This window comes from Pantoea cypripedii, assembly GCF_002095535.1.
GTDB classification, from domain to species: domain Bacteria; phylum Pseudomonadota; class Gammaproteobacteria; order Enterobacterales; family Enterobacteriaceae; genus Pantoea; species Pantoea cypripedii.
The window spans coordinates 2,509,098-2,521,834 of record NZ_MLJI01000001.1; the positions used below are offsets into that span (position 1 = coordinate 2,509,098).

Sequence of the window (12,737 nt, forward strand, 5' to 3'; positions counted from 1 at the left end):
GGTCTGAAATGCGAAAATGTGAGGCAGATATATGAACAGTACTTTTTTAGATTAAGGGGGGATTATCGGGCAGGAGATGTTGCATTACTGTAGCGAAACTCTTAAAAGTTTTGCGCTGGTCCTGATATAACAATGCGTTACGTGGTTTTGTCTTTATTGGTAAATAAGCAGGCTAATGATTTACCTCATTTATTTAAACGCTAAACAATCACCTCCCCTGTCAACAGAAAATAAACACAGCCAACAATTAAGAATATTGCACCGCCAATTCAGCCAGAGAATAATCGAGTGATAAGAGGGGTAAGCTGTGGAAAAAACGCCGCAAATAATTTGCGGCGCTGAAGATTATTGATTAAGGAATTTATCGAGAAACTGCCGGGTACGCGCCTGCTGTGGGTTGCTAAACAGCGCTTTTGACGGCCCCTGCTCTACGATGCGTCCCTGATCCATAAAGATCGCGCGGTCAGCAACATCGCGGGCAAAGCTCATTTCGTGGGTGACGATGACCATGGTGCGCTTCTCTTCCGCCAGCGCACGAATGGTATTCAGCACTTCCCCCACCAGTTCCGGATCAAGTGCAGACGTCGGTTCATCAAACAAAATCACCTGCGGCCGCATCGCCAGTGCACGCGCAATCGCCACGCGCTGCTGCTGTCCTCCGGACAACCGGCGCGGGAAGCTTTCTTCCTTACCCTGCAAGCCGACTTTCTCCAGCAGCGAGCGGGCGCGCGCAATGGCTTCCGCTTTCGGCTCTCCTTTAACGATTACCGGCCCCTCAATAATGTTTTCCAGCACCGAGCGGTGAGGAAACAGATTGAAGTTCTGGAACACAAAACCGACCTGCTGACGCAGACGCCGTACCAACTCTTTCTGCTTATGGATGCCCAGCGCGGCATCGACCGAGATATCCCCGACCCTGATGCGCCCACTGTCCGGCACTTCCAGCAGATTAATACTGCGTAACAGCGTAGTTTTACCCGAGCCACTCGGTCCGATAATGGCAACGACTTCACCGGAAGCCACGTCCAGATCGATACCGTGCAGCACCGTCTGGCCGTGAAACTGCTTCACCAGCTGACGAACTTCAATGGCACTCATTTCACCTCCCGATCCTGACGATTTACATGCGCTTCCAGCCGGTTCTGCAACGCAGAAAGCACCGTGGCCATCACCCAGTAAATCACCGACGCGGCCAGATACATGGTGAACACCTCAAGGGTACGTGAGGTGATCAGCTGCGCCTGACGGAATAACTCCGGCACCTGAATGGTCGCCGCCAGCGAGGTGTCTTTCACCAGGCTGATAAAGCTATTGCCCAGCGGTGGCAACGCCGTCCGCGCCGCCTGCGGCAGAATCACGCGCCGCAGTGTCTGCCACGGCGTCATACCGATACTGGCGGCCGCTTCCCACTGTCCCCGTTCAATCGCGGCGATGGCACCACGCAGCGATTCCGAGGCATAGGCTGCGGTGTTAAGCGACAGACCAATCATCGCGGAAGGAATCGGGTCCAGCTCGATGCCAAACTGCGGCAGACCGTAGTAGATCATAAACAGCTGGGCGATCAGCGGGGTGCCGCGGAAGATCGAGACGTAAATGCGGGCCAGCCAGTTAATTGGCCAGAAGTGGGACAGGCGCATCAATGCCAGCACAAAGCCAAGTATCAGGCCAAAGAACATCCCGCCGATACTCAGCTGAAGGGTGAACACCGCGCCCTTGAGGAGAAATGGTGCTGAATCCAGCACCAGTTGTAGGCTTTCCTGCATTATTTAGTGACGTCCGCGCCGAACCATTTCTCGGAGAGCTTGCTCAGCGAGCCATCTTTTTGCATCTCAGCAATGGCGGCATTAATCGCTTTCAGCAAATCATCGTTGCCTTTACGCAGTGCCACACCCGACTCCAGACGGGAGAAAGCCGGACCGGCTACCGCCATGGTATCGCCGGTTTTCTTCACCAGATCCAGCGCCGCCAGGCGATCGACCAGGATGGCATCAAGACGGCCAGAACGCAGATCCTGATATTTGGTCGGGTCATCATCATAGGTGCGGATATCGACACCATTGACGTTATCGCGCAGCCATTGCTCATAGTTAGAACCGAGGCCAACGCCCACTTTCTTACCCGAGAGATCGTCCGGCTTACTGATGCTGCCCGCGTTTTTCTTCAGCGTCAGTGCCTGCACACCGGAGATGGTGTATGGCGTGGAGAAATCATATTTCTTCTTACGCTCGTCAGAAATCGTGACCTGGTTGATGACGACGTCAATGCGTTTTGAATCCAGCGCCGCCAGCATGCCGTCCCATTTGGTCGGTTTCAGGCTGGCTTTGACGCCGAGATGCTGAGCCAGTTGCTGAGCAAACTCGACTTCAAAACCGGTCAGCTTGCCGTTTTCGTCCTGGAAGCTGAACGGTGGATACGTCCCTTCCAGACCCACCAGCAGCGTACCGCGCTCTTTAACTTTATTGAGCAGATTTTCTGCCGCAAAGGTTTTCACGTTGAAGCCAGCGACTAATGCCACCGCCACCACGCCCATCACCAGCTGGCGACGAATCTGTGAGAAAGCCATAGTTACCCCATTTATTATTTGTGAGTTGTGTGTTGTGAGGCGGCAAAAACCACGTCTGCCGCACTATCGTTATTGGCGTTACCTGACCGGGCAAGTCAAATAACGGCCGGATTATAAACCTTTTTTCAGCCGCGCCTCAGACCGAAGGATGATAAGCAAATAACGCGGGCGCACCGCCGGTATGAACAAATAATAGTGGTCCTTCGCGGCGGAAGCGCTGCTGGTTGATACCATCGATGAGACCGGCCATGGCTTTACCGGTGTACACCGGGTCAAGCATGATGCCTTCCAGCCGCGCCAGCAGCTTGACGGCGTCCATCCCTTCTTCGTTCGGTTCACCGTAACGCGGGGCAAAATAGTCGTCCCACAGGGTTATTGGCGCCTGGGCGGTGACCTCCAGCTGCTGCGCCAGCGCACTGCGGATGCGCTCCACCACTGGCAGCTGATCGGCCACTTTACGCGACACCGTCACCCCCACCAGCTCGCTGTCTGGCAGCAACTGCTCCAGACCAACCGCCAGACCGGCATGGGTACCCGCGCTACCGGACGCGACAACCACGGCGGCAAAATCCACCACTCCTTCGCTCTGATGGGCGATTTCCTGCGCGCACTCGACATATCCCAGTGCGCCGAGTGCATTGGAGCCGCCAACGGGCACCACATAAGGACGGAATCCCTGCGCTTCCAGGCGAATGGCCTGCTCCGCCAGCTGTGCGGTTGGGTTGTGCAACGCCTCCACCATCACCACTTCCACATCCATCAGATCCAGCAGCAGGCGATTGCCGTTAGTGAGGTAGTTTTCTGCGGTGGTACCAATCGGGTTTTCCAGCAGCGCCACGCATCTCAGGCCGAGACGTGCCGCGACAGCAGCAGTCTGGCGCACATGGTTCGACTGAATAGCACCGGCGGTCAGCAATACATCCGCGCCTTCGCGCAGAGCATCGGCCGCCAGAAATTCCAGTTTGCGCAGCTTGTTGCCGCCGAATGCCATCGGCGTGAAATCATCGCGTTTGATGAAAATATCACGGCCCAGATAGTCAGACAGACGTGGCAGGTGTTCCAGCGGCGTAGGTGCACCGAGTAATTCAAGACGGGGATACTGGTGCAAAAGATGTAAGGACAATGCAGCCTCCATTCGGGCTAAGTGCGATTATTCTTACAGTGTTGCAGAAGATGAGCGAAGTCGCACCCGGAAATCACCGGGTGCGGTCCCTGTTGCTGACGTCTTCGACAACAACAGGGGGAGGATCACAGTTAACTGCGCTGCCAGCCTAAAAACTGGTCATATTTGCGCAAAGCGATGCGGTAGTTGTTATTACCGGCATCAGGTAAATCGTTCTCCAGACATTCATGCCAGCTATTGCCCCGCAAACGTTCTGCCGGGAAGTTTTTCGCCTTAAGCATGTCATCGAGACGACGTAACCGCACCACGTATTCACGAATGGTACTGTGGCTCATCTCAGTCTGTTCAAAGAGGTATTGTTTGAACGCCATGATATCGAAGTAATTCGGATGAGTATTACAAAAAATATCGCTGCAAAAACGACACAAGGCAGTCAATTCCGGCTGGAGTTTCATCCAGACCTGATCGTCAATCATCTGGTCCATGCGTGCGATGGCCTCTTTGTTGATAATCTGGCCACGGAACACTAACGCCATACGGTCAAGAACTTTGCCACAGTGTGAACAATTGCTTTGGCTGTGCTTGTAGTCTTTAAGGTAGCGACTTAAAGGTCTGGCTTTGGATTTGGCTCCCATTGCTGAGTCCCCGGTTTTATTATTTTTGGATCGCCAGGAACTGATTCTGTCAGCGCGCTCCCGTTAATCGGGCACGCAGGCGTTTGATCGCCTGACTGTGCAGCTGGCTGACGCGGGATTCGCCCACTTCAAGCACCGCGCCAATCTCTTTCAGGTTCAGTTCTTCCTGGTAGTACAGTGTCAGCACCAATTTTTCACGTTCGGGCAACGCCTCGATCGCTTCAATTACGCGCTCACGCAGATTCCCTTCCATCAGTTGATGAAGCGGGTTGGCTTCTTCATGCCCTTCCGTCACCAGCTCTGCGCTGTCACCGTGTTCTTCCCGATACTCGTCGTAGGAGAAGAGCTGGCTGTTGTTGGTATCCAGCAGAATCTGCCGATACTCTTCCAGCGAAACATTCAATTGCTCAGCCACTTCCTGCTCGGTAGCCGCGCGCCCCATCGCTTGTTCTACCTGATGCATCGCACCCGCCACTTCGCGCGCATTGCGGCGAACGCTGCGTGGTGCCCAGTCACGGCTACGCAATTCATCCAGCATTGATCCCCGGATGCGCTGCACGGCGTAGGTGGTAAAGGCGGTGCCCTGTAACGCGTCATAGCGCTCCACGGCATTCAGTAAACCAATGCCACCGGCCTGCAGCAGATCGTCAAGTTCAACGCTGGCTGGCAAGCGCACCTGCAGACGCAGCGCTTCGTGCCGCACCAGAGGAACGTAGCGCTGCCAGAGCGAATGTTTATCCATCACGCCATCGGCGGTATAGAGATCGTTCACGTTGACTACCCTGCGTTAGTAAAGTTATCGGCATGATTATCCAATTCTGTAGGGTGTTTTGATTGGGTGAATAGGCGGGCAAAGCGCGGTTATTTCAAATTTGTAATAGATGGCAGCATCATGAGCCGCCATCCATTGGGTGATTAACGCAGATTACGCAGACGCTGCCGCGTGCCGGGCGGCACCGCATCCCACAGTGCACAGGTTTTACCCTCAAGCACCTGATAAAAAGGATTAATGTTATCGTCGCTTTCCAGCTGTGACTTGAACAATACCTGGCCGGTTTCCGCATCAATGCTTAACATTCGGTTGATAAACAGCCGTTGTAAGTCACTGCGCAGGAACAAACCGTTGTCCACGCTATTATCGGCGAGAAATCCATCATCATTTTCCTGGGTATCGATATGGCAGGCTTCGACCCAGGGCCAGCTATGGCGCTCGGTTAGCCGTGTGCCGGTGATGATACAGGCACCATATCGCGCTTTTACCGCCGCGCTAAATTCGGCCTGGCTGTCGCGCTGGAAAACCCTGGCTTTAACCCGCCTGCCCACTTCGGTGCCGGGCATCACCGCAATCGGCACTTTATGTTGCGGCGTACTCAGCACCACCAGGAATTGCACCTTGCGTGACAGCGGGAAACAGGGATGTGCCTGCGGGTCGAACAACTGCCAGTATTCATCCTCTTCATTCTGGCGCATCAGCACCAGCTTAAAACCGCGGCTCGCCAGCATGTTTTGCGCCTCGGCAGAATGCGGATCAAGCATCGCGTAGACACGGGTTTCCCCCACCACCTTCCAGCGATTTTCTTTCTTTATCTCATCAGTACGACGGAAATAAAGGAAAGCCTGCTGATTTTTCAGGTAATGCTCAAAACGGCGCAGATAGTTTTTACGTTCGTTGTCATCCGAGACAAATAACAGATCTTCCAGCGGACTATTGATCTCCTGCTGGGCAAACACCGCGCGGATAATCAAATTGCGATAGCTGGTTGACGGGCTCAGCAACCCGCGGGAGGTCAGCTCTTTCTCGTCAGGATGCTGTTGCGTGTAGCGCAATGCGATCTCTTCAAAAGTCAGTAGCTCACCGGGTAACAAGTCATAATTGAAGCGCATAGACACCCCAGAAAATGGAAAAAAAATAAGGCAATAATCTGTGTGATTCTGAAAGGGGTTATCGGCAGATTTGGCGGGTTCTGTAACAGGATGGTTACTTTTTTATGGCAGCGGCACGCTGAATCGTGCCGCTACCGGAAAAGCACTTGTCAGACAGGCTTCTGGTCGGTTTTCGTGATGTTATGCATGGCTATAATCTTCTTAGCCAGACGCTCTAACGCCTCCCGGTTTTCTGCATCGTCAGGAAAACGTCCGTGCGTATCGTTAAAAATCGTTGCTTCAGATTCAATCAGGGCGCGCAGTGCGGAAAAATTGGTGTTTTCAAAGCGATAAAATTCCCCGACTGATACACCCTGATCATCGTAGACCTCCAGATAATCCGGGCACAGCAACAGCCAGGGTTCGTTGGGTTCGTTTGCAGGTGGCGTAAAGTTAACCACACCCGATGGCTGATAATCAGCGACAAAATCACGTATCTGATTTTGCTCAACCACCCTGATATTGGTATGTCGGGCCAGATAGTGGCATAGCCGCTCCCAGGGAATATCATTAATGGCGGTCTGCAACACCTGAAGACGCTCTTCGAGCCTTGTCCGATAAGTTTTATCCAGCGCCAGCGAGGTCACCAGTTTTTTCCAGTCGGCGTGGGGGTTGTACGGCAACTCGCCTTCATCACGCTCCTCACTCATCTTCAGCGCAATATCAATGATACCCCGGCCACCATTCACACCGTTCGGGAATAAAAACAGCAGATACGCCAGTTCATCTAATTTGAGAGATAACCGTTCCAGCGTGTAGGGGTGAAGCCCGTCCTGAATGAGTTTTCCGAACTGATGCTCGTCAAATGTCTCTCCATTCAGTTTTTTACCAATCCGTTGCAGTGAGTTGAACAATAATAAACTATCATGATCACCGTTTTGTTCGGGATTTCTGAATGCATGAAATAATAACTCTATCACGTCATCCGGGAAATCATCCATCCAGTGAAAATCAAGCGTACCTGTTTTGGTTATTTTTGGAATAAGGGTATTACTCCACAAGCCAATACGATTGAGACGAATGATGGAAATATTCCGATTATCGATTAATTCCTGATAGAGAAATTTATAGCTCAGTCCCTTATCACCATAGTCGAGACCGTCCAGATTCATGCTGGTAACGGGCGTACCCTCGCCGAAAATAAACGGTGCTCCAATCATATGCTGCCTCAGACTGGCCATTCTGGCGGCGCGATTATTTCTGAGGTGATGCTTAAGGTTTTTTACGCTAAGACGTCCATCATAATACAGCCCCCTCTCATCCGGGTTAATCACACTTCTCGTCATAAATAATGGACTATTATACGCCGCATCCTCATGCAGGTTATTCATCGGGAGACGTTGCAGGTGAAGATGTTCCAGCAAGCGCCTGACACGGTTAGCAATTAAATGTTCTTTAATCACCCCCTCTCTGGCGAGCACATCCTCAAGTTTGTCAGTGTAATTATAATTTTCAGCACTATAATTCTCGTCTAATTGCTGTTCATTCAGAAAGAAATGCCCTTCAAAATCGACGTTATTGACAAAGTGTGCCAGTTCAATCAGATCCTTTTCAAAGCATTCTTTTAAATTATCTATCTGTTCCTGAACCGCAGGCTCCCTGATGCGCTGGCAATTTTCAGGTAAATCGGGGTCTTTCTCCATTTCCCGCACAATTTCTCCCAAATCTTCCAATGCGGTGCCGAGTAATTGGCCCTCTTGTATCAATGTCGCGGCTTCGGTCAGTTCAATGAAAGCCAGCAATTGGTGAGGGCTGATACCGGTTTCTATCAGCACGGTCATCAGATCATGGGTAATGGCATTGGCAAGAATCTTCAGTGAAGCCATTTCCCTGACTTTTTGCCTGCTTGCCTGCTCATTTAACTCAAGGTTGTACTCGCCATCCTGAGCACGCTCGATCCGATATTGTAAACGACCGAGGATTCTCTTTTGCTGAACCGGCTGCAGATAAGCAATTGTTTCTTTTATGCCCTGCAACCTGCTGGCATCATAGATCGATAAAAAATGGTGCAGAACATTTCTCAGGATTCGTTGGTCTTTTTCAGAAACAATCTGTGATGGTGTAGCACTACGCCCGATAAAACTGTGCAAATCCTTTTGCAACGTCGTTAAGAAGTTATCCAGAATAGTATCCTTAACGTGTGGCTTACTGACCGTAAGGTCTGGCAAGAGGTCTTCAAGTTTTTTTTCCTGCCCGGTTGTCTCAGGCGTCCGCTCCAGCGGTACCACCCGAATAAAATCTCTGTAAATCTCATAGTGATTTTCAACATGGTCAGCAGTCTGGCCTCTTAAATAAATCCAGGAATCTTGATCGCCGTACAACGCCAGGGATACTGCCCGAAACAAACAATTGCCATCGGCCGCCACATCTTGCACGTAACCTGCGTTATCGATAAATTGATAATGCTCATAACCCCGAATTCTGACTCGTTGTAAATTGATGGTGCGTTGCGTGTTCTGCTCCTGTCCGGCATCAGCAATCATTCCCACGTCAGCATCATAGATTCGGATGCGTATATTACAGGCATTAGCCAGCGCATCCACTGCAATATCGATGGCATCATGATCCCATCGGCCTTCCTCGCGAATGCAACTTAATAAAGTTTCTTTTGCTTTCTCGCTTTCACTTCTTTCTTTCGTCTGTAATGAAAGTTTTTCCAGCAACTGTGTGGCGTTCTTTTGGATCGATTTTTTTACTTTTGCGTTATGCCTTGCTTCACTCCCTGATTTTAATATATCGCTCGCGCCCCAGCTGGGATCAAAGCGTTTACTTTTAACTTGCTCTGTGCGACCACGGGTAATCTCCATAACTGAAGAGGGTCTTTTCTGCGCGATGCTAAATGGCGCTATTTTCTGAATTGACCGGGTAAGTTTACTCTCCACAGGGTTGCGAAAAGGGAACGATTGACTGGCAGCAGATAATAGATTCCGCTCTGGGCGTAACGGTGGTGGCATGATACGTGAGGAAATTGTTGCGGTGGTATTATTTAAAGATGCAACCGTCGTTATTTTTTTCAATGCAGGTGGGCGGCTGGATAATGTGGACTGGCGATTAAAATTCACTAATGAATGAACATTATGAAAGTCTGGCATGATATATTCCTTATTAAGCCTTGATAATCCATCATTTAATCTGACGCCAGGCATATTTGCTCAGCGACATTACAACAGGCTTTTTATATTCCTGGCGTGAAATAAAGCTCGATAGTTTTTGTTGTCTGAGGCACCTCCTGACAAGGGGATGAAAATAGCTAGCGTTTTGAGCGTCAATCCCTGGTGCGAATAAATTCGCCCCCAACATCTGTAGGGTCGGCATTAATGCCGACCAGGCCAATAACCGCACGAATCCGTAGCGGCGCGATTTATCACGCAATTCTATGCACGATGTCAGTAAAACCCGCGCAATAAATTGCGCCGCTACGGCATTCTTAGCCTTTAAGCCGCGCTAAGATGTTCAGCGCAAAACGTTCCAGCACCTGCCGATTTTCCGCATCAGTGGGTTTGCGTCTGCTCACATTCGCCTGGCGAATAGCATCGATCTCAACAATCGCCCGCAGCACGGAAAAGTTGGAATTCTCAAACCGATAGAATTCTATCGGGTCCATTGACCTTCCGTCATAGGCTTCCAGAGAATTAGAGCGCAGCACCACATAAGGTTGGGCTGGCTGTTCTGCCGGAGGGGTATGCGCCATCCGACCCGACGGCTCAAAAGAAGCCAAAAATTCCTGCGCCTCGCTTTCCTCAATAACGACGATATTGCTTTGCTGGGCCAGATAGCTGTAGAACTCTGTCAGCGGAATATTATCGATTCTTGCCTGTAAGACTTGCAGACGCCTTTCGAGTATTTCTCTGAACCTCCACCTATCAGCCAGTGTGGTGACCAGCATTTTCCAGTCAGCGGCGGGGTTATAAGGTACTTCATCCTGCGCACGCTCTTCATTGATCTGCGCGGCAATATCAATAATCCCCCGTCCCCCATCAACACCATAGGGCAGTAAAAATAACAGCCAGGCCAGCTCATCCAGTTTTAGCGATAACTTCTCCAGCGAGAACGGTGCAAGGCCCTCTTCGATAAGCCCGGCAATCTGATACTCATCGAATGTATCCCCTTTGATTTTCTTACCAATACGCATTAACGACGAGAACAATAATAAACTATCCAGTTCATCGTTATGTTGCGGGTTTCTTAATCCCTGAAATAATAACTCGATCGTGTCGTCTGCTAAACCATCCATCCAGTGAAAATCAAACTTCCCGGTGAGGGTTATTTTTCCAATGACGGTATTACTCCACAGGCCAATGCGATTGAGGCGGAAGATTGAGATAGCCGGATTATCGATCAACTCCCGGTTTAGCATCTCAATACTCAGTCCTTTATCACCATAATTGAGACCCTCCAGATTCATATCGGTGATCGGCATTCCTTCACCAAAAATAAAAGCGGCACCGGCCATATGTTGCTTGAGACTACTTATCCTGCCCGCGCGGTCATTGTTAAGGTGAAGTCTGACACTTCTTTCGTTAATTTGACCATCATAATATAACTCTCTTTGATCCGGGTTAATCACGCTCCTCACCATAAACAGCGGGCGGTTATAAGCCACATCATCAAAAAGATTGTTAATCGCCACGCGTTGCATAAAAAGCTTTTCTAATAAACGCCTGACCCGGTGCGCAATCACATCTTTTTTATTCACCCCTTCTCTGCTCACCACATCATCCAGTTTATCGGTGTGGTTATAATTTTCCGGACTATAATTCGCCTCCAACTCCCGGTCGCTCATAATGAAAAATCCATTAACATCAATGTCATAATCAAATCGGGCCAGTTCTGTCAGATTCTCTTCGAAATCCTCTTTTAAATTCTCAATCTGGCGCTGAACTGCTGGCTCCTTAATGCGCAGGTACTCGCGTGGTAAATCGGGGTCTTCTACCGTTCCCTGCAAGATATCCGCCAGATCTTCACTGGTGGCACCGAGTAATCCGGCATCCTGGATCAGGTTGGCGGCTTCAGTGGTCCCAAGCAGAGCCAGCAGCTGATGGGGATTGATGCCCGTACCCACCATAATGGTCACCAGATCATTGCTAACAGCCGTGGCGAAAATCTTCAGTGAATTTACATCTTTGTGTTTTTGCTGACTGGCCTGCTCACGAAACTCCAGGCAGCGCAGACTGTGCTGAGAACGTTCTGCCAATGTTTGTAAACACCCCAGCTGTCGTTTTTCCTCCAGCGGATCCAGTTGCCAGCTGATGATGGCCTGCTTTATTTCAGCCAATCTTTGCACATCATAGATCGATAAAAAATGATGCAATACGTTTCTTAACGTTATTTCATCTTCCTGAGCAATGACCTGCACCGGTGAAACGTTCCGGTCAATAAAGCTGCATAAGTTCTTTTTCAAATTCCTCGCGGTAATATCAAGAATATTATCCTTGATATGCGGTGTGCTTTCTGTCAATTCTGGCAAGCGTTCATTCAATGTGACATCTTCCGATGATAATTCGATAAACTCCTTATAATCATCCCAATGTTCCCCGACATAATTAGCCGTTTCATTCCTTAGGTGAATCCAGGAATCCTCATCACCATATAACCCAATCGACACTGAAGTGAAAAAGCAATTTCCGTCTGCCGCCACATTACGAACCACACCGGAATTATCGACAAACTGATAATGTTCCTGACCATGAAGCCTGATTATTTGTAAATTTATCGTCTGTTGTGAATGTTGTGCATCCCCTATCTGCACAGTAGAACCCAAATCCGCATCATAAATATTTAAGCGGATTTTGAAAGCCTTCACCAGCGCATCAACCGCAATATCAATCGCCTGATGGTTCCATTTGCCAGGTTGTCGAATGCTGGTCAGTATCTCCTGTTTCAGCTGTTCCTCATGACTTTTCTCGTGCCGGTTCAGTGACAGTTTTGCCAGCTGCTCAGCGGCATTTTTCCTGATAAATTTCTTTTCCTTTACCGCCTGTTTTATATTATCGCCAGATTGCAATATATTCAGCACGCCCCAATCGCTGGTGATGCGCTGTTTTTTATTATTATCATCGCGCCGGCAATCCATTGCCTTTACCGGAGAAGGTCGCTGAGGTGAAGCATGAGTGACAGGTGCCAGGGACCGAATAGATCGGGTAAATTGATTATCCACTTTGCTACGAGAAGATAATACCGGTAAAGACAAACTGGTCGCGCGCGTTAAAACCCGATTGGGTAATAATTGCGGTGGTAATGATAGCCGGGCAGAACTATTCCCGAGGGATGTTACGGCGGTCGTTCTGATATGCGGGGTTACTGGCGTGGATAATGTTGATTGCCGATTAAAATTGACTACCAAACTAACGTTATTAGCGTTTGGCATAATTTTTCCTTATCAGGCCGATAATAATCCATCATAAATCTGGGGCGGGGGGTGTCACCTCAGCGACAATAGCAGCACCTTTTTACCTGAATTCACGCTTTCCTTCCCTGGAACTTGCTCACAAAC

Annotated in this window: 9 protein-coding genes; all 9 read right to left on the bottom strand. The window is 49.9% G+C overall.

Annotated elements, in window-relative coordinates; all coding sequences use genetic code 11:
- Positions 1-345: 345 nt before the first annotated feature.
- The 9 genes from tcyN to HA50_RS11660 all read right to left on the bottom strand — a co-directional run bounded on the left by tcyN (position 346) and on the right by HA50_RS11660 (position 12,611).
- Complete coding sequence (gene tcyN / locus HA50_RS11620) at positions 346-1,098, bottom strand: L-cystine ABC transporter ATP-binding protein TcyN (protein ID WP_084875546.1); 753 nt, start codon at positions 1,096-1,098, stop codon at positions 346-348.
- Positions 1,095-1,763 (bottom strand): cystine ABC transporter permease, encoded by a 669-nt coding sequence (gene tcyL, locus HA50_RS11625; protein ID WP_084875548.1) that lies wholly within the window; start codon positions 1,761-1,763, stop codon positions 1,095-1,097. Before tcyL ends, tcyN begins: the two co-directional genes overlap by 4 nt.
- Complete coding sequence (gene tcyJ, locus HA50_RS11630) at positions 1,763-2,563, bottom strand: cystine ABC transporter substrate-binding protein (RefSeq protein WP_084875552.1); 801 nt, start codon at positions 2,561-2,563, stop codon at positions 1,763-1,765. The genes tcyL and tcyJ overlap by 1 nt, the downstream gene beginning before the upstream one ends.
- A gap of 136 nt (positions 2,564-2,699) precedes the next feature.
- Complete coding sequence (locus HA50_RS11635; protein ID WP_084875554.1) at positions 2,700-3,686, bottom strand: D-cysteine desulfhydrase; 987 nt, start codon at positions 3,684-3,686, stop codon at positions 2,700-2,702.
- A gap of 131 nt (positions 3,687-3,817) precedes the next feature.
- Complete coding sequence (gene fliZ / locus HA50_RS11640) at positions 3,818-4,321, bottom strand: flagella biosynthesis regulatory protein FliZ (protein ID WP_013509525.1); 504 nt, start codon at positions 4,319-4,321, stop codon at positions 3,818-3,820.
- 49 nt (positions 4,322-4,370) lie between these two features.
- Positions 4,371-5,093 (bottom strand): RNA polymerase sigma factor FliA, encoded by a 723-nt coding sequence (locus tag HA50_RS11645; RefSeq protein WP_084875557.1) that lies wholly within the window; start codon positions 5,091-5,093, stop codon positions 4,371-4,373.
- A 143-nt stretch (positions 5,094-5,236) separates the two neighbouring features.
- Entirely contained in the window at positions 5,237-6,205 is a 969-nt protein-coding gene (locus tag HA50_RS11650; protein WP_084875560.1) for an HNH endonuclease signature motif containing protein, read from the bottom strand.
- 149 nt (positions 6,206-6,354) lie between these two features.
- A complete protein-coding gene (locus tag HA50_RS11655; protein ID WP_139810922.1) occupies positions 6,355-9,336 on the bottom strand; it encodes an OTU domain-containing protein in 2,982 nt (993 codons plus the stop codon).
- Between the two features lie 335 nt (positions 9,337-9,671).
- A complete protein-coding gene (locus tag HA50_RS11660) occupies positions 9,672-12,611 on the bottom strand; it encodes an OTU domain-containing protein (protein ID WP_139810923.1) in 2,940 nt (979 codons plus the stop codon).
- Positions 12,612-12,737 lie beyond the last annotated feature (126 nt).

What these genes read in the sequence shown, in the direction of transcription:
- fliZ (WP_013509525.1), bottom strand. Translation starts at nt 4,321, where the DNA reads ATGGGAGCCAAATCCAAAGCCAGACCTTTAAGTCGCTACCTTAAAGAC.
- HA50_RS11655 (WP_139810922.1), bottom strand. Translation starts at nt 9,336, where the DNA reads ATGCCAGACTTTCATAATGTTCATTCATTAGTGAATTTTAATCGCCAG.
- tcyL (WP_084875548.1), bottom strand. Translation starts at nt 1,763, where the DNA reads ATGCAGGAAAGCCTACAACTGGTGCTGGATTCAGCACCATTTCTCCTC.
- HA50_RS11650 (WP_084875560.1), bottom strand. Translation starts at nt 6,205, where the DNA reads ATGCGCTTCAATTATGACTTGTTACCCGGTGAGCTACTGACTTTTGAA.
- HA50_RS11660 (WP_139810923.1), bottom strand. Translation starts at nt 12,611, where the DNA reads ATGCCAAACGCTAATAACGTTAGTTTGGTAGTCAATTTTAATCGGCAA.
- tcyN (WP_084875546.1), bottom strand. Translation starts at nt 1,098, where the DNA reads ATGAGTGCCATTGAAGTTCGTCAGCTGGTGAAGCAGTTTCACGGCCAG.
- tcyJ (WP_084875552.1), bottom strand. Translation starts at nt 2,563, where the DNA reads ATGGCTTTCTCACAGATTCGTCGCCAGCTGGTGATGGGCGTGGTGGCG.